The 25,132-nt window shown below is 63.1% G+C and carries 24 protein-coding genes; 15 read left to right on the top strand and 9 right to left on the bottom strand.

What is annotated here, in order from left to right; genetic code table 11:
- Genes CIT25_RS09110 through CIT25_RS09120 form a run of 3 tightly spaced genes read right to left on the bottom strand, consistent with a single transcriptional unit; the run spans position 1 to position 4,741 of the window.
- On the bottom strand, positions 1 to 2,826 hold the full coding sequence (locus CIT25_RS09110; RefSeq protein WP_095484210.1) for a DUF4159 domain-containing protein: 2,826 nt from the start codon (positions 2,824 to 2,826) through the stop codon (positions 1 to 3).
- On the bottom strand, positions 2,823 to 3,737 hold the full coding sequence (locus CIT25_RS09115; RefSeq protein ID WP_095484211.1) for a DUF58 domain-containing protein: 915 nt from the start codon (positions 3,735 to 3,737) through the stop codon (positions 2,823 to 2,825). The genes CIT25_RS09110 and CIT25_RS09115 overlap by 4 nt, the downstream gene beginning before the upstream one ends.
- On the bottom strand, positions 3,737 to 4,741 hold the full coding sequence (locus tag CIT25_RS09120; protein ID WP_095484212.1) for an AAA family ATPase: 1,005 nt from the start codon (positions 4,739 to 4,741) through the stop codon (positions 3,737 to 3,739). The genes CIT25_RS09115 and CIT25_RS09120 overlap by 1 nt, the downstream gene beginning before the upstream one ends.
- A 146-nt stretch (positions 4,742 to 4,887) precedes the next feature.
- Between CIT25_RS09120 and CIT25_RS09125 the strand changes: the two genes are divergently transcribed.
- From CIT25_RS09125 to CIT25_RS09135, 3 genes are read left to right on the top strand one after another with little or no spacing between them, the layout of a single operon-like run.
- Positions 4,888 to 5,517, top strand: a complete 630-nt coding sequence (locus tag CIT25_RS09125) for a DUF1285 domain-containing protein (protein ID WP_095484213.1) — start codon at positions 4,888 to 4,890, stop codon at positions 5,515 to 5,517.
- 14 nt (positions 5,518 to 5,531) lie between these two features.
- The gene (locus CIT25_RS09130; RefSeq protein WP_095484261.1) at positions 5,532 to 6,164 is read left to right on the top strand and encodes a CoA pyrophosphatase; all 633 of its coding nucleotides are present in this window, start codon (positions 5,532 to 5,534) and stop codon (positions 6,162 to 6,164) included.
- Between the two features lie 8 nt (positions 6,165 to 6,172).
- Complete coding sequence (locus CIT25_RS09135; RefSeq protein ID WP_095484262.1) at positions 6,173 to 7,429, top strand: CCA tRNA nucleotidyltransferase; 1,257 nt, start codon at positions 6,173 to 6,175, stop codon at positions 7,427 to 7,429.
- Between the two features lie 151 nt (positions 7,430 to 7,580).
- Here the strand turns inward: CIT25_RS09135 and CIT25_RS09140 are convergent, their stop codons facing one another.
- The 3 genes from CIT25_RS09140 to hemF all read right to left on the bottom strand — a co-directional run bounded on the left by CIT25_RS09140 (position 7,581) and on the right by hemF (position 9,568).
- A complete protein-coding gene (locus CIT25_RS09140; protein WP_023799945.1) occupies positions 7,581 to 7,766 on the bottom strand; it encodes a DUF1059 domain-containing protein in 186 nt (61 codons plus the stop codon).
- Between the two features lie 377 nt (positions 7,767 to 8,143).
- Positions 8,144 to 8,404, bottom strand: a complete 261-nt coding sequence (locus CIT25_RS09145) for a DUF1344 domain-containing protein (protein WP_095484214.1) — start codon at positions 8,402 to 8,404, stop codon at positions 8,144 to 8,146.
- A gap of 249 nt (positions 8,405 to 8,653) precedes the next feature.
- Positions 8,654 to 9,568, bottom strand: coding sequence for an oxygen-dependent coproporphyrinogen oxidase (hemF, locus tag CIT25_RS09150; RefSeq protein WP_095484215.1), 915 nt, complete (start codon positions 9,566 to 9,568; stop codon positions 8,654 to 8,656).
- A gap of 106 nt (positions 9,569 to 9,674) precedes the next feature.
- On the opposite strand from hemF, the gene CIT25_RS09155 reads away from it, so the two are divergent.
- Complete coding sequence (locus tag CIT25_RS09155; RefSeq protein WP_006202578.1) at positions 9,675 to 9,932, top strand: hypothetical protein; 258 nt, start codon at positions 9,675 to 9,677, stop codon at positions 9,930 to 9,932.
- Between the two features lie 140 nt (positions 9,933 to 10,072).
- On the opposite strand, the gene soxR is transcribed toward CIT25_RS09155, so the two are convergent.
- Together soxR and CIT25_RS09165 are read right to left on the bottom strand one after the other, a co-directional pair.
- Entirely contained in the window at positions 10,073 to 10,519 is a 447-nt protein-coding gene (soxR, locus tag CIT25_RS09160) for a redox-sensitive transcriptional activator SoxR (protein WP_095484216.1), read from the bottom strand.
- Positions 10,520 to 10,687: 168 nt separating this feature from the next.
- Positions 10,688 to 11,146, bottom strand: coding sequence for a tRNA (cytidine(34)-2'-O)-methyltransferase (locus tag CIT25_RS09165; RefSeq protein WP_095484217.1), 459 nt, complete (start codon positions 11,144 to 11,146; stop codon positions 10,688 to 10,690).
- An 859-nt stretch (positions 11,147 to 12,005) separates the two neighbouring features.
- Between CIT25_RS09165 and CIT25_RS09175 the strand changes: the two genes are divergently transcribed.
- The 7 genes from CIT25_RS09175 (at position 12,006) to CIT25_RS09205 (ending at position 20,379) form a co-directional block, all read left to right on the top strand.
- Positions 12,006 to 13,880, top strand: a complete 1,875-nt coding sequence (locus tag CIT25_RS09175; protein ID WP_095484218.1) for an ABC transporter ATP-binding protein — start codon at positions 12,006 to 12,008, stop codon at positions 13,878 to 13,880.
- A gap of 10 nt (positions 13,881 to 13,890) precedes the next feature.
- A complete protein-coding gene (locus CIT25_RS09180) occupies positions 13,891 to 15,774 on the top strand; it encodes an ABC transporter ATP-binding protein (protein WP_095484219.1) in 1,884 nt (627 codons plus the stop codon).
- Between the two features lie 33 nt (positions 15,775 to 15,807).
- Entirely contained in the window at positions 15,808 to 16,122 is a 315-nt protein-coding gene (locus CIT25_RS09185; protein ID WP_095484264.1) for a DUF6665 family protein, read from the top strand.
- A gap of 409 nt (positions 16,123 to 16,531) precedes the next feature.
- Positions 16,532 to 18,259, top strand: coding sequence for an adenylate/guanylate cyclase domain-containing protein (locus CIT25_RS09190; protein ID WP_095484220.1), 1,728 nt, complete (start codon positions 16,532 to 16,534; stop codon positions 18,257 to 18,259).
- Positions 18,260 to 18,374: 115 nt separating this feature from the next.
- Positions 18,375 to 18,794, top strand: a complete 420-nt coding sequence (locus CIT25_RS09195; RefSeq protein WP_245329798.1) for a GNAT family N-acetyltransferase — start codon at positions 18,375 to 18,377, stop codon at positions 18,792 to 18,794.
- A 5-nt stretch (positions 18,795 to 18,799) separates the two neighbouring features.
- Positions 18,800 to 19,231, top strand: coding sequence for a VOC family protein (locus tag CIT25_RS09200; RefSeq protein ID WP_245329799.1), 432 nt, complete (start codon positions 18,800 to 18,802; stop codon positions 19,229 to 19,231).
- Between the two features lie 335 nt (positions 19,232 to 19,566).
- Positions 19,567 to 20,379, top strand: coding sequence for a methyltransferase domain-containing protein (locus CIT25_RS09205; protein WP_095484222.1), 813 nt, complete (start codon positions 19,567 to 19,569; stop codon positions 20,377 to 20,379).
- 287 nt (positions 20,380 to 20,666) lie between these two features.
- Here CIT25_RS09205 and CIT25_RS09210 read toward each other — a convergent pair whose 3' ends face one another.
- Positions 20,667 to 21,023, bottom strand: a complete 357-nt coding sequence (locus CIT25_RS09210) for a cupin domain-containing protein (RefSeq protein WP_095484265.1) — start codon at positions 21,021 to 21,023, stop codon at positions 20,667 to 20,669.
- Between the two features lie 301 nt (positions 21,024 to 21,324).
- Here CIT25_RS09210 and petA point away from each other — a divergent pair, with 301 nt between their 5' ends.
- The 4 genes from petA (at position 21,325) to CIT25_RS09230 (ending at position 25,024) form a co-directional block, all read left to right on the top strand.
- Positions 21,325 to 21,885 carry a ubiquinol-cytochrome c reductase iron-sulfur subunit gene (gene petA / locus CIT25_RS09215; protein WP_095484223.1) on the top strand — a complete coding sequence of 187 codons (561 nt, stop codon included), beginning with the start codon at positions 21,325 to 21,327 and terminating at the stop codon, positions 21,883 to 21,885.
- A 17-nt stretch (positions 21,886 to 21,902) separates the two neighbouring features.
- Positions 21,903 to 23,207 (top strand): cytochrome b, encoded by a 1,305-nt coding sequence (locus CIT25_RS09220; RefSeq protein ID WP_095484224.1) that lies wholly within the window; start codon positions 21,903 to 21,905, stop codon positions 23,205 to 23,207.
- 89 nt (positions 23,208 to 23,296) lie between these two features.
- Positions 23,297 to 24,169, top strand: a complete 873-nt coding sequence (locus CIT25_RS09225) for a cytochrome c1 (protein WP_095484225.1) — start codon at positions 23,297 to 23,299, stop codon at positions 24,167 to 24,169.
- A gap of 309 nt (positions 24,170 to 24,478) precedes the next feature.
- Positions 24,479 to 25,024 carry an adenine phosphoribosyltransferase gene (locus CIT25_RS09230; protein ID WP_095484226.1) on the top strand — a complete coding sequence of 182 codons (546 nt, stop codon included), beginning with the start codon at positions 24,479 to 24,481 and terminating at the stop codon, positions 25,022 to 25,024.
- Positions 25,025 to 25,132: the final 108 nt, after the last annotated feature.

Consider the following 25,132-nt stretch of genomic DNA (forward strand, 5'->3'; position numbering starts at 1 on the left):
CTACTGCCCCAGCCGTTCGAGCAGCACCGGCACATGCACCTGATCGGATTTGTAATTGCCGGTCAGCATGTACATCATGATGTTGACCCCGGCGCGCAGCGCGTAAATGCGCTGCATCGGGTCCGACGGCACGGTCGGCAAAAGCGGGTCGCCATTCTCGTCAACCGCCCAGGCGCCGGCGAAATCATTGGCGGTGATCATGATCGGCGAGACGCCGTCGCCGGTGCGCACCGGGCGGTTCTCGGTGTTGCTGGCTTCGAGCGACGCCGCGACCCAGAGCGGGCTGCCGGCGAAGCGTCCGGGAAACTCAGGCAGGATGTAGAAGGATTTGGTCAGCACATGGTCCGACGGCACCGGTTCCAGCGGCGGCACGTTGAGGTTGCCGAGGATGTCGCGCAGCCGCTCCGTCGCCGGGCTGGCCGAATCCGCGCCGATGCCGGTGGCGAACTGGTCGCGCGTGTCGAACAGCACCGTGCCGCCCTGCTGCATATAGGCGTCGACGCGGGCGATCGCGGCCTGGCTCGGCATCGGCGCGGCAGGGTCGATCGGCCAGTAGATCAGCGGATAGAAGGACAGCTGGTCCTTCGAGATATCGACGCTGGCCGGCGCGCCCGGCTCGAGCGCGGTCTTCTCGATCAGGAAGCGGGTCAGGCCCTCCAGCCCGGCCCGGCTGATCGAATCGACGCTCTGTTCGCCGGTCTGCACATAGGCGATCCGGGTCTTCGAAATGTCCTCGATCGCCCGGTCATCGCCCGGTTTGGCATCGTCGGCGCGGGCGATGTCGGTGTGGCCGCCCAGGGCGCCGAGCGCAATCAGCAGGGCGGCGGTGGTTGCGGCAGCAGTGCCGGCGCGGCGCGGCCGGCGCGAGAACAGGCCGCCCATCCAGAACACGGCCAGCGTGTCGAGCACCATCAGCAACAGCGCCGCCGCCACCAGTGGGCCTTTCAAATTGTGCGATTCGTCGAAAGCGTACTGGATGGTGGTGACCGGCACGGTGATCTGAGGACGGACCAGCGGCGCGAAGCTGCTTTCGGCATTGAGCAGATTGTGGGCGAAGACGCCGGTTTCGGAGCCGTACAGGCCGGGCGGGTTCTCGAACGTCACCGGCAGCGGGCCGGCACCCGGCACCAGCGGCCTTGCATCCGGCGTCGGCGGCACCAGCGTGCCGTCGGCCGATATCATGCGGTAGGGCGCCAGCGAAGTGGCGGCGGCCTCGGCATTGGCGACCGCCGCACCCTGGTTGCGCGACAGTTGCACGATGCGGCGCAGCATCTCGACGAAGCTGCCGGAGATCGGCAGGTTCGACCAGGTCGCCTCCGGCGTGACATGGAACAGGACGAGCGTGCCCTTGCCCTTCTTCATTCCGGTCACCAGCGGCGTGCCGTCGGCAAGCGTGGCCCAGGTGCGCTCGACGATATCGGGCGTCGGCTCAGCCAGAACCTGCCTGGTGACGGTGACCTCGGCGGGCGGAGCGAGGTCGGCGAAGGGACCGGTCTTCGGAAAATCGGTGACCGCCTGCGGCGTCGTCCACGACAGCGCGCCGCCGAGCGAGCGCTCGCCGGTGCGCAGCCTGACCGGCAGCAGATCGTCGTCATTGCCGCCGGCGACCAGCCGCGAGCCGGCGAACCGCACCAGCGTGCCGCCATTGTCGACCCAGTCGACCAGCCTTTGCCGCACCTGCTCCGGAATGGTGCCGACATCGGCCATGACGATCATCGCCGGCTTCTGGTCGAGAAGCTGCGGGATGGCGTCGGCGAGATCGGCGCTCGACGGCTCAGCCAAATCGGCGAAGGGCTGCAGCGCGCGTCTGATATAGTAGAGCGGCGACAGAAGCGGCTGCGCCTGGTCGGCCTCGGCCTGCGACAGCAGCCCGACGCGGCGGCGCTTGGAATTCTCGTCGAGCACGCGTACGGCGCCGGCCTGCCGCTGGCCGTCGAGCGCGATCGAGGCGAAATCGTTGCGCAGCTCGAACGGCACCGCCATCGTGCCGGTGGCGGTGGATTCGCCCGGCGAGAAGGTCAGCGTGGCGTCGGCGATGCGGCGGCCCTTATCGTCGAAGGCGCCGGCGGTCACCTGAGCCGGCGCCGGATCGCCCGGCGCGCGGATGGCGGTCAGCTCGAAGCCGTCCACCTGGTTGTCGGCGCCGGTCAGGCCGATCAAGGTAGGCCTGTCGGAAACGGCCCAGACGACACGGGCGGCGTTCTTCGACAAAAGCGTGTTGAAGGCGGCCTCGTCACCTTCCGCCGCCAGACCGTCAGCGAGCACGGCGACGCTGGCGCCCGGCAAGCTCTCCAGGGTTGCCGCGACGCGGGCGTAGACGGCAGGGCGGTCGGTCGGGATCGGCCTCGGCTTTGCCGCGCGCAGCCGGTCGAGCGCGGCGGCGGCGTCGAAGGGGCCGATCTCGGCATTCGGCTTTTCGGCGGTGAAGGCGATAATGACAGGCACCTCGTTGGAGCTGGCATCGGCGATCAGCCGTTCGGCCGTGGCGACGCGCTGGCCCCAGTCGGCGGCACTTGCCCAGTCATTGTCGATGACCAGCGCAAGGGCGGCGCCTTCGGCCGGCAGTTTTTCACGCGGGTTGAAGACGGGTTCGGCCAGCGCCGCAACGATAAGGGCGGCCATCAGCAGCCTGAGCAGCGTCAGCCACCACGGGCTCTGTTGCGGCGTCTCCTCGCGCTTCAGCACCCGGGCCAGGATCTTCAGCGGTGGGAATATCTCGGTTTGCGGCTTGGGCGGGGTGAACCGCAAAAGCCACCAGATCACCGGCAGCGCCAGAAGGCCCCACAGCACCATCGGCGCCCCGAAGGAGAGCGGCAGCCAGCTCATGCGCGGATCCTCCCGGCTGAGCTGCCATCGACGGTCATCGCCATATGGACACGCACCAGCGCATCGGAGGCGAGGCGATCGGTGTGGTTGACCGTGAAGCTCCAGCCGAGCCGCTTGCACCAGTCGGTCAGCTCCTGGCGGCGGGCGATGTAGAGCAGGCGGTATTCATCGCCCAGCGTTTCGGCGCGGCCGGCGGTCAGCTTGTCGCCGGTCTCGGGATCGGTGAATTCGGTGCGACCGGCATAAGGAAATCTCTCCTCGGCCGGGTCGGCGACCTCGATCAGATGGGCACGCACGCCGTGGCGGGCGAGCACGTCGAGCCAGGCGATGGTGTCCTCGACCGGATCGAGGAAATCGCTGACGATGACGATGTCGCAGAAGCGGCGAATGCCGGACAGGTCGGGCTTTGCCGGCAATTCGCCGGCATGGGTGAGTTGCGCCGCGATACGCTCGGCGCCGTTGCGGGCGGTGAACGGATCGGTCAGCCCGGGCCAGGCGATACGCTCGCCGCTGCGCGACAGAAGCTCGGCCATGGCCAGCGCCAGCACCAGCGCGCGGGATTCCTTCGAGACGGTGGCTCCGGTCGATTTGTAGAGCATTGAGGGCGAGGGATCTGCCCACAGCCACACCGTATGGGCCGCTTCCCATTCGCGGTCGCGCACATAGATGTGATCGTCCCGGGCCGAGCGGCGCCAGTCGATACGTGAGGAATCGCCTTCGACATAGGGCCGGAACTGCCAGAAATTCTCGCCGATGCCGCGCTTGCGGCGGCCGTGCCAGCCGGCGATCACCGTGTTGACGATGCGGCGCGCCTCGACCAGCAGGTCAGGGACCAGCGACGCCCGCAACCGGCCGCGGGCGAGAGCGTCACGCGTCGCTGCCGGTGCCTGGGCCTCGCCTATACGCGCCATCAGATGCCTTTTGCCAGTTTCGCCACCACGTCGCGCACGGTCGTGCCCTCGGCACGGGCGGCAAAGGTCAGCGCCATGCGGTGCTGCAGCACCGGCTCGGCCAGCGCTCTGATGTCGTCGACCGACGGCGCCAGCCGTCCGTCGTAAAGGGCGCGGGCGCGGGCGCACAGCGTCAGCGCCTGGCTGGCGCGTGGGCCCGGGCCCCAGGCGACGTGTTTATCGGTCTCGGCATTGCCCTGGCCGGGGCGCGCCGAGCGCACCAGCTGGAGGATCGCCTCGACGACGCTTTCCGGCACCGGCATGCGGCGGATCAAGGTCTGGATCTCCTTCAGCCGCGACGGCTGCAGCACGTTCTGCGCCTTAGCATCCTCGATGCCGGTGGTTTCCAGCAGGATGCGGCGCTCCGCCTCGATTTCGGGATAGAGGATGTCGACCTGCATCAGGAAGCGGTCGAGCTGCGCCTCGGGCAGCGGATACGTGCCTTCCTGCTCTAGCGGGTTCTGCGTTGCCAGCACGTGGAACGGCGCCGGCAGGTCATGGCGGACACCGGCAATGGTGACGTGATATTCCTGCATCGACTGCAGCAGCGCCGACTGGGTGCGCGGCGAGGCGCGGTTGATCTCGTCGGCCATCAGCAGCTGCGCGAAGATCGGCCCGGAGATAAAGCGGAAAGAACGCTTGCCGAATTCGTCCTGCTCCATCACCTCGGAGCCGAGAATGTCGGACGGCATCAGGTCGGGCGTGAACTGGATGCGGCGGGAATCGAGGCCGAGCACGATGCCCAGCGTCTCGACCAGCTTGGTCTTGGCGAGGCCGGGCACGCCGACCAGCAGCGCATGGCCGCCGGCCAGCAGCGCCACCAGCGTGCGTTCGACAACGCTTTCCTGGCCGAAGATGACACGGCCGACGCCATCGCGAACCCTGGAAATGTCGGCCAGCGCCGTCTCGGCCTGGTCGATCATATCCTTTTCGCTGATCGGGCTTTCCTTGATCATCACGCTCATGCAGCATCGATCCTTCTCGTTGGAAATACCGGCTTGCACCTTCGACGCCGCAGAATGCCGCGATTCGGCCTCGCATGGCGCCTGTCTTTGAACTTAAATCACAGACTTAGGCTGACAAGCGGAACAACAGTGACTATTTCGTGACCATGATAGAACGCGCCGAGGATCGTGAAGAGAGTTTGACGGCCGTCGCTGAGGCGCGCGGACTGGAGGCGCTGATCTCGCGTGCCGCCCGCGCGGGTAAGGGGCCGGCGCCGGTGGAGCGCTGGAATCCGGCCTTTTGCGGCGATCTCGACATGGAGATCAGACAGGACGGCACTTGGTTCTACCTGGGCACACTGATCGGCCGCATGCCGCTGGTGCAGCTGTTTTCCTCCGTGCTGCGCAAGGACGAAGACGGCAAGACTTATCTGGTGACGCCGGTGGAAAGGGTCGGCATCCGCGTCGCCGATGCGCCTTTCATCGCCGTCGAGATGGACGTTTGCGGCACCGGCGATGGCCAAGCCATCACCTTCCGCACCAATGTCGGCGATGTGGTCGAGGCCGGGCCGGACCATCCGCTGCGCTTCGTCGACGAGGATGCGACCGGTGGCCTGAAACCCTATGTGCTGGTGCGCGGACGGCTGGAGGCGCTGGTGGCGCGGCCGGTCATGTACGAACTGGTCGAGCATGGCGAAGAGATCGAGGTCGGCGGCAGGAGGATGTTTGCCGTTCGCTCGAAGGGCGCCGTCTATCCGATCATGCCGGCGGAAAAACTGCAGCGGCTGAGCGCGTGATGGGGCAGCGTATGATGGATCAGGTGACGCCGGTGCCGTTTTCCGCCGAGGATTTTCGCGCCCGTGTCGCGGCACAGCCGCTAGCGCATGCCGCAGACGATTACGGCGACCATCGCTTCAATCCCGGCCATCCGCGTTTAAAGCTCGCGAAGGCCCTGCGCGATGCCGCGGTGCTCATCCCGGTGGTCGATCACGGACGCGACGCCACGGTTCTGCTGACCAAACGGGCGGAAAACCTGCGCAACCATTCGGGGCAGGTGGCTTTTCCAGGCGGCACGATCGACCCGACCGACGCGAGCCCGGAGGCGGCGGCATTGCGCGAGACGTTCGAGGAGATCGGTCTTGGCCAGGACCGGATCGAGATCATCGGCCGCATGCCCGATTATGTCTCCGGCAGCGGCTATCGCATCGCCCCGGTGCTGGGGATCGTGCAGCCGGGTTTTTCACTGACGCTGAATTCCGAGGAGGTCGACGCCGTCTTCGAGGTGCCGCTGCGCTTCCTGATGGACCCGGCCAACCACGGCCGCGACAGCCGCATGTGGAACGACCTCGAATGGGTCTTCTATGAGATGCCCTATGGCGGCCAGCGCATCTGGGGCGTCACCGCCGGCATCATTCGCACGCTCTATGAAAGGCTCTATACGTGAGCGGCCGGATGTCGCTCGCGGGCAAAGCCGACTGGCTCGGCGAAAAGCACCTGCAGCGCCTGCTGGCGGCGCTGGCGGATGGCGGCGAGGAGGCGCGTGTCGCCGGCGGCGCGGTGCGCAATGCGCTTCTCGGCCAGCCGGTCGCCGACGTCGATATCGCCACCACTTGCCTGCCTGATGAAACCATCCGGCGCGCCGAGGCGGCGGGCTTCAAGGCCGTGCCGACCGGCATCGAGCACGGCACCATCACGATTGTCGCCGGCGGCAAACCGTTCGAGGTGACCACGCTGCGCGCCGACATCGAGACCGACGGACGGAGAGCCAAGGTGTCGTTCGGGCGCGACTGGAAGGCCGACGCGCAACGGCGCGATTTCACCATCAACGCACTCTATGCCGAGGCCGACGGCACGGTCGTCGACCTGGTCGGCGGCATCGCCGATATCGAGGCGCGCCGGCTGCGCTTCATCGGCGATCCGGAGGCACGCATCCGCGAGGACTATCTGCGCATCCTGCGCTTTTTCCGCTTCTTCGCCTGGTATGGCGACGGCCGGCCCGATGCCGAAGGACTGAAGGCTTGCGCCCGGCTCAAGGAGGGGCTCAGCCAACTCTCGGTCGAGCGCGTCTGGTCCGAGCTGAAAAAGCTGCTGGCAGCGCCCGATCCATCGCGCGCCTTGCTGTGGATGCGCCAAGCCAGCGTGCTCACAAGCGTTCTGCCGGAGAGCGAGAAATGGGGCATCGATGCGATCCACGCGCTGACCAGGACCGAGAAGGATCTGGGCTGGACGCCGGACCCGCTGCTCAGGCTGGAAGCGATCGTGCCGCCGGATGTCGCGCGGATGAAGACGCTGGCTGAGCGGCTGAGATTCTCCGTCAGCGAAGCCGTCCGTCTCAGGCAGTGGACGCTGACAGCGCCTGTCGCGCCTAAGACGACCGAAGTGGAACTCGCAAAACGGCTCTATCGTGGTGATCGTCAGGGCTTTGTCGATCGCTTGCGGCTGTCGCTTGCTTCGGCTCGAGCCCGTGCGGTCGAGGACAATGACGCGTTGCTCGAAGCCGGCGGCTTCTCGCGCCTGCTGGCCTTCGCCGGAAAATGGAAAAAACCTGACTTTCCGCTCAAGGGCGCCGATCTGACGACGCTTGGCGCGTCGCCCGGGCCGAAACTCGGCGCAACCTTGAAAAACCTCGAAAACGAGTGGATCGAGTCCGGCTTTGCGCTGGATCGCGGCGCGCTCCTCAATCGCGCCGCAGAAGCACTCGAAAGTTAGAGACCGTTTGGAAACTCTACTCTGGCGGCCATCTGGTGGCGTTTTCTGCGCTTCCGGTGCTCACGGACCCAAATGTCCGCTGCGCTCCGGTTCTCGAAACCACCACCATATGACTCGCCAGAGCGAATTTCGAAACAGTCTCTTAGGTAAATCAGGCCGCGTCGCGGGCCTTTTCGATGCGTGAACGGATCGCTTCGATCATCGTCTCGCGGATGATCGTCTCGCCATGCGTCTCACGCATGTGCTCGACCGCGCGACGCATGATCTCGGCTTCCTCGTCGGCGCGCGTATGCCAGTCACAACCCGGAACGAGCGAGCCGCAGTGGAATTCCTTCATCGGATTTTCTCCCTTTTCCTCCTCGGAGCTCCGCGCATTTGCTTGGGCACGGAAGCTCCAGCACCTTTGATCGACGCATGATCCCTGTCGAAAGCCGGTATCGGTACTCGGGTCATGCGCTGGCCGAGCAAGCATAACACGATCGACTGGTTTTGGTTGCGTTAGAGCGCCGCGCGTCCGGAGGACGCGCAAAAGACGCTCTAACATTATTTGTTATCTGCGCATGATCCTTTCCGAAAACCGATTCGGTTTTCGGGGTCATGCGCGAAAGACCGAAAAGGCGGAGCAGCGCTGCTCCGCCCTCTTACGCTACCCCAGAGACAAGACTGTGTCTTGCTCTCGGAGCAAGACGTCATCTTGCTCCAGCGGGCAGGCCGTCACTTCACGATCCTGACTGCCTCGGCAATTTTGTTGTTGCCGCTCATGTCCCACGAAACGCGGACCCTTTCGCCGGCCTTCAGGCCAGGATCCTTGAAGGCCTTGGGCAGCGTAAAGATAGATCCGTCATCCAGAACAAGGCTCATGGCCGTTCCATCATAGGTGTTGACCGTGCCCGTGGTGTGCTTGACCGCCGCGAAGGCAGCGCCACCAGAGGCAAGAACGGCAGCAGCCGCAGCCGACATAATAAGCTTGCGCATGGCATGCTCTCCTGGAAAATGAGGGCACCTGATTGGGGAGGTGCCCCACTCAATTATGGGCCGTCCGGTCGCGTCGGGTCGCGGTTCTAGAGGAGGCGAGAACCGCCGGCGTTTCCCGGCCCGGAAACGAAGAATAGTCCTGTTTTTTCAAAGGGATATTAGACGAAAAAGATATCCTGTGCGCCACATTCACCGCCAAAATCAGGCGATTTGGACCTGATTGCGGCTCACGTCCAGCTCACCGAGATTTTAGGGCCATTTCACCTCTGGCGGCAGACTGGACAGGATCGAGGCGACGTTGCCGCCTGTCTTCAGCCCGAAGATGGTGCCGCGATCGTGAAGCAAGTTGAATTCGACGTAGCGGCCACGGCGGATCAGCTGTTCGTCGCGGTCGCCGTCGGTCCAGTTGTCGTTGAAATTGGCCCGCACCAGATGTCCGTAAACGACGAGAAAAGCGCGCCCGACATCCTGGACGAAGTTGAAATCGGCGTTCCAGCCGCCTCTGTCCTCGTCCGAATGCAGCCAGTCGAAGAAGATGCCGCCGGTGCCGCGCGGTTCGTTGCGGTGCGGGAGATAGAAGTACTCGTCGCACCAAGCCCTGAATTTCGCGTGGTCGGCCACCGCCGGATGCTTCTCGCAGGCGAACTGCATGGCACGATGGAAGGCAACCGTGTCCGGGTCTTCCTGTGTGCGGCGACGGTCGAGCACCGGCGTCAGGTCGGCGCCGCCGCCGAACCACTGGCGCGAGGTGACGACCATGCGCGTGTTCATATGCACGGCCGGCACGTTGGGGTTCCACGGGTGCGCGATCAGCGAAATGCCGCTCGCCCAGAAGCGCGGGTCCTCCTCGGCGCCCGGCATCTGCTTCCTGAACTCCGGCGAGAACTCGCCATAGACGGTGGAGGTGTGGACCCCGACCTTCTCGAAGACGCGGCCACGCATCATCGACATGATGCCGCCGCCGCCCTTGCCGGCATCACGCTCCCACTGCGTCTTTTCGAAGCGACCGGGCGACCATGAGGTCTGCGGTCCCTGCAGGTCCTGCTCGATCTGCTCGAATGCGGCGCAGATGCGCTCGCGCAACGTCTCGAACCACAGCCGCGCCTTCATCTTCTTCTGCTCGATGTCGGCCGGCAGCCCCGCCGGTATTTCGGGTCGTTGCAAATGCCGTCTCCGGTTGCGGGGGCGCACCCCGACAAATGACTCGTCTTTTCCGGCCGCGATCCCTAATCTGTTGGGTGCAAGGGTCAAGTGTGAATGGAGTTCTTTCGTGCGCACTCCGGCAAGACCGCCGCTGGATGGCCTGAAGAAGAGGCTCGACCGTTCGCGCGCCGAGCGCGAGCGCATGCCGCGCGACGGGTTCCTGCGCGAGACCTTCGTGCTGCCACGCTCCGATGCGCGGCTCAAGGCGAAGGAGTGGTTCGAGCGCTTTCCCAAGCAGGCCTACTGGACCGAGATCGAAAGCTGGTTCGAGCGGCCGGGCGACGTCATCGAATTCACCATCAGGCGATTGCCGGCGGCGGACTAGGGTGTGTTGATATTCAGGTGATGCCGGCCTGCAAACGGCGGGTTCCTGCGCTTCCGGTGCTCACGCACCAAAAGTACGCTCCGCTCCGGTTCTCGGAAACCACCGTTTTCGACTCGGCCTGACCTGAATCTCAATACACCCTAGCGCGCGACCAACAACCGCCTTGCGCCCGGCCCTTGGGCGCTCAATCGGTCTTCCTTGTTCCTCAGCGGGCACTTGTCGATCGACATGCAGCCGCAGCCGATACAGTCGGTCAGCCCGTCACGCAGCTTTTTCAGCTGGGCAATCTTCTGATCGAGCTGGTCGCGCCAGGCCGTTGAAAGCAAGTTCCAGTCCTCGCGCGTCGGTGTGCGGCCTTCAGGCAGCGATTCAAGTGCAGCACCAATCTCGGCCAGCGATATGCCGACCTCCTGCGCGATCCTGATGATCGCCACACGTCTCAGCACGTCGCGGCCGTAGCGCCGCTGGTTGCCTGATGTGCGGTGGCTGCGGATCAGTCCGCGCGCCTCATAGAAATGCAGCGCCGATACCGCCACCCCGCTTCGCGTCGCCACCTGGCCGACCGTCAATTCCGTCACCGCAGCCATTCGAATTTTCCGCTTGACCTCAAGTTAAGTTGAGCTTGTAACGAAGAAACCCTTGATATGCAAACGCAGGAGAAGGCGATGTGCGCCTGGGTGAGAATGACAAGAGAGGGTGTGGTCGTCGGCCAGAAAGCGGCGATAAACGTTGCGCCCACTGAGGATATTCAAATCCTATCCGAGTTGCCGGATCGCCTCGCCGGTCACCATGGCGACGGAGAGCGCGACGTTGATGCTGCGCGCGGCGCCTTGCATCGGTATGATCAGTCGCGCGTCCGCCGCCTCGTGAACAGAATCCGGCACGCCTGCGGATTCGCGGCCGAACAGAAGGACGTCATCGTCGGCGAAGACGAAATCCGTATAGGCGGTCGCAGCCTTGGTCGACAGCAGCACCAGCCGCCGCGCTTCGCCTTTGCGCCAGTTCTCGAAGGCGTGCCAGTCGACATGCCGGGTCAGCGCCGCCATTTCGAGATAGTCCATGCCGGCTCGTTTCAGCGCCCGGTCGGAGAGCGGGAAGCCGGCCGGTTCGATGATGTCGACGACGAGACCGAGGCAAGCCGCGAAGCGCAGGATTGTCCCGGTGTTGCCGGCGATATCCGGCTGGTAGAGCGCGATGCGGAGACGGTCGTTCATTTCCGCGCCCTTTTTATCCGTGGCAGATCGGCCACAGGGGGCTCGCGGTTTTGGAAATTGCTGGACTGGCGGGTGGTCATTTTCTGCGAAGTCGGTTATACGCCGGGCATTGTCAACCCGAACCGATGGAGGGGTAATTCATGATGATCATGCACATCCAGCGCCCCTCTTGTGGGCTTACCAGCCTGCCGGCGGTTTCGGTACGACGATTCTCCTGACCTTTTAGACTTCGATCGCACCGATTCTTAGCCGAAACCTTTTTTCGGTCTTCGAAGGAATCCTGCGATGTTTTTCAAGCTGTCGAAGGGGCTGAACGCCCCACCTGAACACGCCTCTGGGCAATCCCTGCCTTTCGCTGGCCATTCGCCCGCGAGCAGGCCGGATTCACCCTTTTATCCGTATTTTCACATGGAGGACGGACCGATGTTCGATCCCTGCAAAATTCCCGGTTCAAGAAGCCTGCACGAGCGCAGGATGGCGACCTGGGCACTTTTGATCGGCGAAACCTATTCGTCGGCGGTTCACGCCGAGACCCGTCGGCGTCCGCATCGCGGTATGCTGCCGGACGTCGATTTCTCGCGCGCGGTCCCCGACCGCAGTCGGCCGTCGCTGGTGCGCCGGATTATGAGGCTGATCCGCCCTGGCGCAAAAACAGGCGCGAAACTCCGGGTTGTCGACAGGGCGCTGTCAGGATCGTCAAACGAGCCTGTCGGCGAAAGGCCCGCAACACCTTATACTGCGCGAAGCAGGACCGGCGGCCCGGGTGATTCCGGGACGCCGGTCTTTGTCGCCACGCGATCCCATGACGCTACGCGCTCTCGCGCCGCGTGAGCGAAAACGAGCATGTGAGACCAAGACAATGTTCCGTTGGTTTGAAAGAAGGCTCGATCCGTTCCCCGCCGAGGAGCCAGTCGAGCCGCCGAAGACGCTGATCGCCTTCTGCGTGCACTATACGCGCGGCGCCTGGCCCTACATCGCTCTCGATGCGGTGCTGGTGACGGCTATCGCCGTCGCCGAGGTTTGGATGTTCGGCTTCATGGGCCGGATCGTCGACTGGCTGTCGGTGCAGAATCGCGAGACGTTCCTGCAGACCGAGGGCTGGAAACTCGCCGGAATGGCCTTCATCGTGGTGTTCGTGCTGCCGGCGACGGTCTGGTTCCATTCGCTCCTCAACCAGCAGACGCTGATGGGCAATTATCCGATGCGTATCCGCTGGCAGGTGCATCGCTACCTGCTCAAGCAGTCGATGAGCTTCTATCAGGACGAGTTCGCCGGACGCATCGCGACCAAGCTGATGCAGACCGCGCTCGCGGTGCGTGAGTGCGTCATCAAGCTCATCGACGTGCTCAATTATATCGTCGTCTATTTCCTCGGCATGCTGTTCATCGTCGGCTCGGCCGACTTGCGGCTGGCGGCACCGCTCGCCGTCTGGCTTGCCGGCTATATCTTGCTCTTGCGCTACTTCATCCCGCGATTGGGCAAGGTCGGCGAGGAGCAGGCCAATGCGCGCTCGACCATGACCGGCCGCGTCGTCGACAGCTACTCCAACATCCAGACGGTCAAGCTGTTCTCGCATGCCCGGCGCGAGGCGTCCTTCGCCAGGGAAGGCATGGCCGGCTTTCTCGATACGGTCTACCGGTCGATGCGGCTGGTGACGCAGCTCTATGGCCTGCTCTACGTCCTCAACTCGCTGCTGTTGTTTTCGGTCACCGCGATCTCGCTGTGGCTGTGGCTCGGCCAGGCGGTGACGATCGGCGCCGTAGCCCTGGTCATCGGCCTCGTGCTTCGGCTGTGGGGCATGTCGCAATGGATCATGTGGGAGATGTCCACCCTGTTCGAGAATATTGGCACGGTGCAGGACGGCATCAGCTCGATCTCGCTGCCGCGCCTCGTCGAAGACAGGCCCGGGGCCAGGGACATTGCCGTCACCAAGGGCGAGATCCGTTTCGAGGACATCCGCTTCCACTACGGCAAGCAGAAGGGCATCATCGAGAGCCTGTCGCTGACGGTGAAGCCGGGTGAAAAGGTCGGCATCGTCGGCCGCTCGGGCGCCGGCAAGTCGACGCTGGTCAACCTTCTCTTGCGCTTCTACGACCTCGAAACTGGCCGGATCCTGATCGACGGCCAGGAAATCGCGGCGGTGACGCAGGATTCGCTGCGCGCCCAGATCGGCATGGTCACCCAGGACACCTCGCTGCTGCATCGTTCGGTGCGCGAGAACATCCTGTATGGCCGGCCGGACGCCAGCAACGAGATGCTGATCGAAGCGGCACGCCGCGCCGAAGCGCTTGATTTCATATCAAGGCTTTCGGACGCCAGTGGCCGCACGGGTTTCGACGCGCATGTCGGCGATCGCGGCGTCAAATTGTCCGGCGGCCAGCGGCAACGCATCGCCATTGCCCGCGTTATGCTGAAGGACGCGCCGATCCTCATTCTCGACGAGGCAACGTCTGCGCTTGATTCCGAGGTCGAGGCGGCCATCCAGGAGAACCTCTACAGGCTCATGCAAGGCAAGACCGTCATCGCCATCGCGCACCGGCTCTCGACCATCGCGGCGATGGACCGGCTCGTCGTCATGGACAAGGGCCGCGTCATCGAAGAAGGTTCGCATGAGGAACTCGTCGCCAGCGGCGGGCTCTATGCGCAGCTTTGGCAGCGCCAATCGGGCGGCTTCCTGCTCGACGACGGTGCCGCCGCCAACGATGCCATGATCAAGGGTCAAGCAGCAGAATGATAGCCGCCGAATGATGACTGCCGTCTATCGCTGGTTCGAGAACTGGGTCTATCCATTCAGGGAGCCCGCGGTCCTTCGGCCACCGGTCAGCGTCAGGGGGTTCCTCTGGCACTATGTCGGCCAGGCGAAATTCGCCTTCTTCGCCATGCTTGTCATCGGCGGCATCGCGCCGCTGGTCGAGGCCGGACTGTTCTACTTCGTCGGGCGGCTGGTCGACATTCTCGACCAGCTCCCCGGCGAGCGTAGTTGGGACGCGCTGTGGACTGCCGCCGGTCCCGAACTTGTCTTCATGGCCGCCGTGGTGCTGGTCATCCGTACCATCGTCGTCGGCCTGGCGGCGTTGGTCGACGAGCAGACGATCACGCCCGGCTTCTACAATCTGGTGCGCTGGCAGGCTCACCGCCATGTCTCGCGCCAGTCCTACGCCTTCTTCCAGAACGATTTCGCCGGGCGTATCGCGACAAAAGTCTGGCAGGCGGGGCAGGCGACCGGCGATCTGATGCAAAGCTTCATCGAGGTCGTCTGGTTCATGGTCGTCTATACGGTGACGACGCTGGTGCTGGTCGCCGGCCTCGATCTCAGGCTGGCAGTGCTGGTGGTGATCTGGATCACCGCCTTCGGCTGGCTGGCCAAGCGCTATCTGCCGGCGATCCGCAAGCATGCCGAGGCAACCGCCGAGGCCGGTTCGATGATCAACGGCCGCATCGTCGATTCTTATTCGAACGTGCAGACGCTGAAGCTGTTCTCTGCCGACGGCGACGACCGCTACATCAGGAGCGGTTTCGATATCTATCTCGACGCGCTGCGCCCGTTCACCCGCCGGCTGACCGGCGTGCGCATGGCGCTGACGACACTTTCGGGGATCATGATCACGGCGATCGCCTGTTTTGCCGTCTATCTCTGGGTCGAAGGCTCGATCACCGTCGGCGCCGTCGCCTTCACGCTGTCGCTGGTGCTGCGGCTCAACATGCTGCTCGGCCGGCTGATGATGCAGCTCAACAGCATCCTGCGCAATCTCGGCGTTCTGGAAAACTCCAAGGCGCTGATCTCGCAGCCGCTCGGCCTGACCGACGCACCCGACGCCAGGGAGCTTGTGGTAGGCGGCGGCCGGATCGACGTGAAGAAGGTCGAGTTCCACTACGGCAAGGGGTTCGGCGTGCTCAACGGCATCGACCTCGTGGTGCGGCCGGGCGAGAAGGTCGGGTTGGTCGGGCCGTCCGGCGCCGGCAAGACGACGCTGGCCAATCTGATCCTGCGCCTCTACGACCTCGAGGCCGGCAAGATCACGATCGACGGCCAGGACGTTTCAAAGGTGACGCAGAACTCGCTGCGCGCCAACATCGGCGTCGTCAGCCAGGATACCGCACTGTTCCATCGCTCGCTTCGCGACAACATCAAGCTCGGCATGCCGGACGCCACCGACGCCGAGGTGATCGCGGCCGCGAAGAAGGCCGAGGCGCACGACTTCATCCTCGACTTGCGCGACAATCGCGATCGCCAGGGCTACGAGGCCTTTGTCGGCGAGCGCGGCGTGAAATTGTCGGGCGGCCAGCGCCAGCGCGTGGCGATCGCCCGCGTCTTCCTCAAGGACGCGCCGATCCTGATACTCGACGAGGCGACGTCGGCGCTCGATTCCGACATCGAGGCGGCCATCCAGGAGAACCTGGCGAGGCTGATGGAGAACAAGACGGTCATCGCCATCGCGCACCGGCTGTCGACCATCGCGGCACTCGATCGCCTGGTGGTGCTCGACGGCGGCCGCATCGTCGAACAAGGCACGCATGACGAACTGGTCGCGCTCGACGGGCTTTATGCGCGGCTGTGGAAGCGGCAATCCGGCGGCTTCCTGTTCAACGAGGAGAGCGTGCTGGAGGAGACGCGGCCGGCGGAATAGGGCGGGATTTTCGGCAAAAAACCGGAGTTGATCATGTCGATGCGAATGCCATCGAATTTCGGACGGTCCGGCGCGCAGGAGTCGGCGCTCGACCTGCTCGGCCACGAGATCCTCGGCGAAAAGGCGGCGGCGCTCGGCCGCGCCGGCCGGCGCGTGGATGAAACGCTGGCGAGGTTGCGTGAACATGGCGACGATGGCGAACATCGTGCCCGGCTGCTCAAGGACGCGGCGGAGGCGGTCCACGGCTATTTCATCCAGCGCGAATTGTGCGGCTTGCGCAAGCACGACGCGGTGATCCGGGAATACAACATTCCCAAGGCCGTGCTGGCCAGGCTCGGCGCGAAATAGACAATAGTGTTGAAAATCTGACCGAAGACGAAATACCGATTTCGACCCTTTGCGGACCATCCCTGATGGGAGTTCAAGGGAACGTCGTGACCCTTTCGAGACTCTCCGAGGCCGATTTTCCTTCCCGGAACCGGACGTTAAGCGCAACCAGTCTGATGACCCTTCTCGGACCTTCCCGAACTCATTTTGGTGCCGGATAGCGGACGTTCGGCTGAACCAGCCGCTCTGACCCCTTGCTGACCTTCTTGAGCCGGTGCTCTTGGCAGAAAGCAGACATTGGCCGCGACCAGTGCTCATGATCCGTTCCTGAACTTTCCTACGAGGTAGGCTCCGGGGTTGGACTGATAGACTCGTTCACGAAGCGTCGGTACACTGCCGGACTGCTTTCAGATGAGAGCAATCGCCGCACATGACCGACGAACGCATCCAGCGTCGACTCGCCGCCGTAATGGCGGCCGATGTCGTTGGCTACAGCCGCCTCATGGAAACGGATGAGGCCGGCACGCTGGCCGCGCTCAAGTCCCGACGCAAGCAAGTGCTGCAGCCGTTGGTCGCCAGGCACCATGGCCGGGTCTTTAAGGTGACTGGCGACGGCGTGATGGTGGAGTTCGCCAGCGCCGTCAATGCTTTGCAATGCGCCATAGACGTGCAGCATGCGATGGCTGCCGCCAATGCCGCTCTGCCGGAGAAGCTCCGTATCGTGCTGCGCATTGGCGTCAATTTAGGTGATGTGATGGTCGAGGGCAGTGACCTTTATGGCGATGGCGTCAACATCGCTGCGCGACTGGAAACCACCGCCGAGCCAGGCGGCATCCTCATTTCCGGAACGATCTACGACCACGTCCGAAACAAGATCGAGGTTGGTTTCGAGGATCTCGGGGCCCAGACCGTGAAAAACATTGCCCTGCCAGTTCGCATCTACCGCGTTTCCGGCACGCCGCCTGTTGTGATTTCCACATCCAAGGCCATCACCGACAAGCCTTCGATTGCCGTTCTGCCGTTCACGAACATGAGCAGCGATCCCGAGCAGGAGTACTTCGCTGACGGTCTGGCGGAAGACCTGATCACTGACTTGTCGAAAGTGCCTGGTCTGTTGGTGATCGCACGCAACTCCACATTCGCTTACAAGGGGAGGTCAGTCGATGTCCGCTCAGTCGCCAGGGAGCTGACGGTGCGTTATGTGCTTGAAGGAAGTGTGCGCAGGGAGAAGGCTAGGGTGCGGATCAATGCCCAGCTAATCGACGCCACGGACAGCAGTCATCTCTGGGCTGATCGCTTCGACCGCGATTTGGCGGACGTCTTCCTGTTGCAGGACGAGGTCGTCCATACGATTGTAAGTGCCCTGTCCGGCGTGTTGCCGACCGCTGTGACCTCCAGCACACGTAGGACAGCAAGTCTCGAAGCGTATGACCTCTTCGTCCGCGGCCGCGTGCTGGTGGTTCAGTCGCCCGAAAGCAACAGGGCGGCTCCCGCGCTCTTGGAAAGGACCATCGAACTCGATCCCGGCTTCGCCGATGCTCATGCTTGGCTTGCGATGAGCCACCATTTTGCCTGGGCGTATTGGCTGGATGCTCCAGAGCGCCATCATTCGCTGGCTCTGGCGGCAGCCTGGCGCGCCGTATCGCTTGATCCGGAAAATGCCGTGGCCCATGCAATCCTCGGCGACGTGCTGATCTACGATGGCAAGCCGGATGAAGGCGCGGCGGAGCTGGCCACTGCCCTTCGGGTCAACCCCAATCATGCCGATGCCTGGGCATTCCTGGGGCAACTGAAGGCATTCGAGGGAAAGGCTATCGAGGGCATCGGACATTTGCGCCACGCCATTCGCCTCAATCCGCACCCGCCGGGGTGGTACTATTGGCTTCTCGGGCTCGCCCAATACGCAGCGGGTCAATACGCCGATGCCGTCGAAACACTCCGGCGTGAGGCCACGCACCGGCTCGGCTCGCAACGTATCTTGGCTGCAAGTCTGGCGCGGCTCGGGCATATGGAAGAGGCCAAGGAGGAAGCAAGGCAATTCCTCGCCTCGAATCGAGATTTCTCGATACAGCACTGGGCAAGCACACAACCGTTCCGGCACGAGGCTGATCGACAGCATTTCATCGATGGCTATGAAGACGCCGGCCTGCCACAGTAGGGCCGGACGTGGCCACAATCCCAACCGTGCAAATTTGGATATCTAGCCTTGCTGACCATTCGCACAGGCCACACTTGCCGACGCAGACGCCATTTGGAGCATACTCGAGCCCATCTTGCGGGCAGGCGAAACCTACGCGCTGCCGCCTGACTGGAGCCGATCCGACGCGCTGTCATACTGGTTTTCCCCGGATCACGAGGTGTTCGTCGCAGGAACGGACGAACTGGTGATGGGAACTTATTATCTGCACGCGAACCAACGGGGCGGCGGTGCCCACGTCGCCAACTGCGGTTATATAACCGCGCCGGACTCGGTCGGCCGGGGTGTTGCAACGGCGATGTGCCAGCACTCTCTGGGTCACGCGGCTGCGCGAGGCTTCCGGGCCATGCAGTTCAACTGTGTGGTCAGTACCAACGAACGCGCGGTCAAGCTTTGGCGTCATCTTGGATTCGACGTTGTCGGAACGATTCCGCAAGGTTTCGAGCATCCGGTTCTGGGGTTCGTGGACACGCTGGTAATGCACCGATCGCTCTGACTGCCTTGCGCAGGCGCATAGCTGCCCTAATACGTTACGAAGAGATCTTCGACGCGGATACGACGTTCGATCTTTCTGAGCCCGGTCCGGGTGGCGGCACTCTTCGTCACTCGCTTGTCGACCTTGGAGGCGGCTTTGCCCTTCATCCGTTCCAAATGCCAGAACCGACGGGGTATGAGGGTGGCTCGATGCAGATGGGGAAGAGAGGTCACATAGATCATCTCGCACTGAAGGTAGACTATGAAGAGCGCTTGCAGGAAGTCAGGCGACGTCTAGTGAAGGCCGGCGCTTCGGATGGGACCATTACGGATTTCGGCGCTATCCGTCTTGTCAGCTTCAAGGACCCGGATGGAATGGAAGGTGAGGTCGCACGGTGGACCGATAGCAAACGCGTGCTCGGCTTTCATGAACGCAAGCAGGAGACTTGGCAAGATTAACAATGGTCAGAACTTCCGGCGGAAAATCGCGAAGGTCCGCATCGGGCTGACCCTGCCTCATGCCAGTTCTGCCGTCATCGACTGCAACGGTTCGAATCCTGCGGTTGAGCGAAGGTCGGCAATGGGGAATCCCGCCGAATGACCGGATCTGGCGCGACGGAGCCGGCCGAAGGATTCGGCTCTGCCACACGGCCACCGAGCTCTCGACGTCGCGGTTGGGTGGAAGGCGCGGTCATCGAGCATAGCGGCACCAACGACCCGGAATGTGTCATTAGCAGACAGTCCACGCAGCGTGATAAGCTCAAAGCAGGCACCGGAGCGTGGAGGGTATCTGGATGATAACGTCGTTTCGGGAGGCAGAACTCGCCGGCTGGTCCACCCGCTCAGCAAGCTACGATCAGCACCTATCTCCGATTACCAACCAGGTCATCGCGCCCATCATTGCAGCCTTGGGACCGCTGGACGGAAGGAGGGTGTTGGACGTGTGTTGCGGACCGGGCCATCTCGCTGGATCGCTTGCAGCCGAGGGGGCTGCCGTTGAGGGCGTTGATTTTGCAGCCTCCATGATAGCGAAAGCGGGAGAGAACTATCCAAGACTCACCTTCCAGGTGGGTGACGCCGAAGCGTTGCCCCACGCGAGCGACACATTCGATCATGTCGTATGCGCATTCGGGGTGATGCACCTCAGGCGCCCCGAGTCGGCCATTGCAGAAGCTTTTCGCGTGCTCCGCCCCAAGGGCCGATTTGTGTTTACGCAGTGGGGCAAGGACGATGAGGTGCTGAATATCGTACTATCGGCGATCGCCGACCACGGAACGCCGATCTCAGATCTGCCGGATGCACCTCCGCCATTACGATTCAGTGATCCGCGCGAATGCCGTCGGGTGCTTGAAGCCAGCGGCTTTACCGAAGTGCGTGACGATCTCATTGAAACGACATGGACGAACGAGCGACCGAAAGCGCTGCTCGATCTCATTTATGGCGGCGCTGTGCGAGTTGCCATGATGCTGGAAGCACAAGAGCCAGCTCGGCGCGCCCGGATTCATGACGCGATTCTCGGTGCCGCGAAAGCGCATGTCTTCGACGGTACTGTTGTAATCCGAAGGCCCGTGGTGGTGGCTTCCGGTACCAAGCCCTCGAGTGCCTGACGTCTGAAATGGGTGAGAACGCGCCCTTTCTCACACCGGAGAGCCGTCCGCAAAGGGTCGATTCGGGCGGTACAGCGAACGACCAGTTTTGAGACGGGCCATGAATGTCGTGAAATGGCGCTGCCTGTGCGTTCCGATCGGCGATACGGAAGGCAGAAAACCATCCAAAGCGGTTGTCTCACCTCGGGTACCAAGCGTCAGATTTTCACCACTAGTTCGACCATGATCTTTTCCGAAAACCGGTTTCCGGTTTTCGCTGACGCGGACCTTCGGTTCGTGATCATGGCCTACTCCAGCCATTCGGTGATGAAGCTGCCGTTTTCGTGGATGTCGGTGGTCTCCAACGGGCCTGGGCCGAGATTGGTGAACTTGTGCGGCGTGTTCGGCGGCACGATCAATATCTGGCCAGCCGACGCCTCGATCTGCCGGTCACCGACGGTGAACAGCCCGGTGCCGGCGCGGATGATGAAAATCTCGCAATAGGGATGCATGTGCAGCCGCGGGCCGCCGCCGATCTCCGGCAGATAGTTGAAGATCAGGCAGCTTTTGGAGCCGTAGGCGCCGCACTGCAGCTCGCCTTGCCAATGGTCGGGCCAGCGGTCGGTCGCTCCGGCCCATTTGTCGCGGTCGATGACATGCGCCATGGCCGAGGATAGACCGAGGCCGGGCCTCCTGTCGAGGCAAACGCAGGCTCCGATTTTGCCGTTGTTTTCCTGTGGTTTCGCCGTCTTTGTCGTCATGCGGTCCGACGCCGAATTGCGTCCCCGCGACAATCTGCCCTTGTGCCTTCACCCGTCTGGACAAAAACAGGCTTCACGCATAAACCGAAGTCCAAATGCCGGAGGAATTCGCTAGCCTGTTCGCCATGCGCTGTCGGGTTGGCGTGAATGAGCGGGGAATAAGGCTCGGCCACCGGCACGGAAGAGGCGAAAGGATCAGGCACCCGTGAGCGCAACCGACATCCAGGATCCCAACCGTCGTGATTTTCTCTACGTCGCCACCGGCATGGCCGCAGTGGTCGGCGCGGGTGCCGTCGCCTGGCCATTCATCGACCAGATGCGCCCGGATGCCTCGACGCTGGCGCTGGCCTCGGTCGAGGTCGACGTCTCTTCGCTGACGCCGGGAACGTCGCTTGTCGTGAAATGGCGCGGCAAGCCGGTGGTCGTGCGCAATCGCACTGAACAAGAGATGAAGGACGGCGAGGCGGTCAATCTGGCCCAGCTCAAGGATCCGCTCGCCCGCAACGCCAATTTGCCGGCCGATGCGCCGGCGACGGACGCCAACCGCACCATGCCGGGCAAGGAGGCCTGGATGGTGATGGTCCAGGTCTGCACCCATCTCGGCTGCATTCCGCTCGGCCAGGAAGGCGAGTTCGGCGGCTGGTTCTGCCCGTGCCACGGTTCGGTATACGACACCGCCGGCCGCGTCCGCGGGGGGCCGGCGCCGGAGAACATGTCGGTGCCGGTGTTCCAGTTCATTTCCGACACCAAGATCCGTATCGGCTGAGGCTAGGGGACATTTCGATGAGCGAGGGACACTCGACCTATACGCCCAAGACCGGTATCGGACGCTGGTTCGACGCCCGCATGCCGCTGCCGCGGCTGGTCTATGACAGCTTCGTCGCCTATCCGGTGCCGCGCAACCTCAACTATGCGTGGACCTTCGGCGGCATCCTGGCGATCATGCTGACGGCGCAGATGCTGACCGGCATCGTGCTGGCCATGCATTATGCGGCGGACAGCACTCTCGCCTTCGATTCGGTCGAGAAGATCATGCGCGACGTGAATTCGGGCTGGCTGTTGCGCTACATGCATTCGAACGGCGCGTCGTTCTTCTTCGTCGCCGTCTACATCCACATCTTCCGCGGGCTCTACTACGGTTCGTACAAGGCGCCGCGCGAGCTTCTATGGATCCTCGGCTGCATCATCTACCTGCTGATGATGGCGACGGGCTTCATGGGCTATGTGCTGCCCTGGGGGCAGATGAGCTTCTGGGGCGCGACCGTCATCACCGGCTTCTTCAGCGCCATCCCGTTGGTCGGCGACTGGATTCAGCAGCTTTTGCTCGGCGGCTTCGCTGTCGACAACCCGACGCTTAACCGCTTCTTTTCACTGCATTATCTTCTGCCGTTCATGATCGCCGGCGTCGTCGTGCTGCATATATGGGCGCTGCATGTGGTCGGCCAGTCGAACCCGACCGGCATCGAGGTCAAGTCGAAGACCGATACCGTCGCCTTCACGCCTTACGCGACCATCAAGGACGCGTTCGGCATGCTCGTGTTCCTGTTCATCTTCGCCTATTTCGTCTTCTACCTGCCGAACTTTCTCGGTCACCCCGACAACTACGTAGTCGCCGACCCGCTGAAGACGCCTGCCCATATCGTGCCGGAATGGTACTTCCTGCCGTTCTACGCGATCCTGCGTGCCATCACCTTCAATATCGGGCCGATCAACTCCAAGCTCGGTGGCGTGCTCGCGATGTTCGGCTCCATCGCCATGTTGTTCCTGGTGCCGTGGCTCGACACCTCGAAGGTGCGCTCGGCGGTCTACCGGCCCTGGTACAAGCTGTTCTTCTGGCTGTTCGTGATCGATGCCGTCCTGCTTGGCTGGCTGGGCTCGCAGCCAGCCGAAGGCAGCTATGTCTTCATGGCGCAGATGGCGACATTGTTCTACTTCGCCTTCTTCCTGGTCGTGCTGCCGGTGCTCGGCCTGATCGAGACGCCGCGGCGATTGCCGAATTCGATCACCGAGGCGGTGCTCGAAAAGAACAAGGGCAGTGGTGGCGGACATCCGGCTCGCGCGACAGCCGCACCGGAAACCAAGGGCTGAGCATGATCCCGAAAAGTGGAGACCGGTTTCCGGAAAAGATCATGCTTGAGACGACGACAGCGCGGCAGAGAATCTCAAGGGGATTTGGCATGAAGACGATTCTCACCTCGCTGGCGCTGCTCGGCCTTGTTTTGGCGGGTACCGCGGCCGCGCCCACTGGGGCGATCGCCCAGGAGGAGGCGCACAGCGAAGCCCAGCCGACGCATTTCCCGATACACGAGCCCAAGGAGATGGACTGGAGCTTCGCCGGGCCGTTCGGCACCTACGACAAGGCGCAGTTGCAGCGCGGGCTGAAGGTCTACAAGGAAGTCTGCGCGGCCTGCCATTCGATGAAGTTGGTGGCGTTCCGCACGCTGGAAGATCTTGGCTATTCGGAAGGGCAGATCAAGGCTCTGGCGGCCGAGTACACGATCAATGATGGTCCCAACGATGCCGGCGACATGTTCGATCGTCCCGGCATACCGTCCGACCATTTCCCGGCGCCGTTCCCCAACGATCAGGCCGCAGCGGCCGCCAATGGCGGGGCTGCCCCGCCCGACATGTCGCTGCTGGCCAAGGCGCGCGGCGTCGAACGCGGCTTTCCGCGCTTCGTCTTCGACATCTTCACGCAGTATGCCCAAGGCGGTCCCGACTATATCCACTCGCTGCTGACCGGCTATGACGAGCAGCCGCCGGCGGGCATGGAGATACCGGAAGGCACGCACTACAATCCGTACTTCATAGCCGGCGTGTCGCTGAAGATGCCTAACCCGCTTTCCGACGATCAAGTGACCTATGACGACGGCTCGCCGCAGACGGTCGACCAGTATTCCCGCGACGTGTCGGCCTTCCTGATGTGGGCAGCCGAGCCGCATCTGGAAGCCCGCAAGAAGACCGGCTTTCGCGTGCTGGTCTTCCTGCTGCTGTTCGGCGCGCTAGTCTATCTGACCAAGCGCAAGGTGTGGGCCGGCGTGGCGCACTGAGCTACAGAAGAGCCACGAGATCGAAAGGGCGTCGAAAGGCGCCCTTTTTGCATTTCCCTACCGCATTGGCCCGAAAATCGGGAATCGATTTTCGGAAAATATGATGCGTAGATTCAAAGTGTTAGAGCGTACTTTGTGCGTCCAAGTGGACGCACGTCGCTCTAGACCGTCGGCTAAGTCCTTTGCCGGACAATTTTCTTCCAGGCGCCACATCGCGGTAGCCGTCGCCGGCCGCCCCGGGTTACGATCGGCCCGAGTTCCTTTCACGTCTTCAAGTCGAATCGGACGAATATTTCGGAGAGCCGCCCCATGAAACCTTCGCTCGAAGACACGCTGCTTGCCGCGATCCGCACCATTCCGGACTATCCCAGGCCTGGCATCCTGTTTCGCGACATCACCACGCTGCTCGGCAATGCGCGCGCCTTTCGCCGCGCCATTGATGAACTGGTGCATCCCTACGCCGGCCAGAAGATCGACAAGATCGCCGGCATCGAGGCGCGCGGCTTCATCCTTGGCGGCGCCATCGCGCACCAGCTGTCGGCCGGCTTCGTGCCGATCCGCAAGAAGGGCAAGCTGCCTTACGAGACGGTGCGCGTCGCCTACAGCCTCGAATATGGGCTGGACGAGATGGAGATGCACAAGGATGGCGTGTCGCCGGGCGAGAAGGTCATCCTCGTCGACGACCTGATCGCCACCGGCGGCACGGCGGAGGCAGCGGTCAAGCTGTTGCGGCAGATCGGCGCCGACATCCTCGCCGCCTGCTTCGTCATCGACCTGCCGGACCTCGGCGGCCGCGAGAAGCTCGAAGCGCTCGGCGTGCCAGTCAGGACGCTGATCGGGTTCGAAGGGCATTGAGAGGCGTGCTTCTTACCCTTCTCCCCCTGTGAGGGCTTTGCACGGGGAGCGAAGTGGATTTCGGTGGTCAGTGAGGGCCTTTTTGAAGGCCGGCAGAGCGGTTTTCCG

The organism is Mesorhizobium mediterraneum (assembly GCF_002284565.1).
GTDB lineage: Bacteria > Pseudomonadota > Alphaproteobacteria > Rhizobiales > Rhizobiaceae > Mesorhizobium > Mesorhizobium mediterraneum.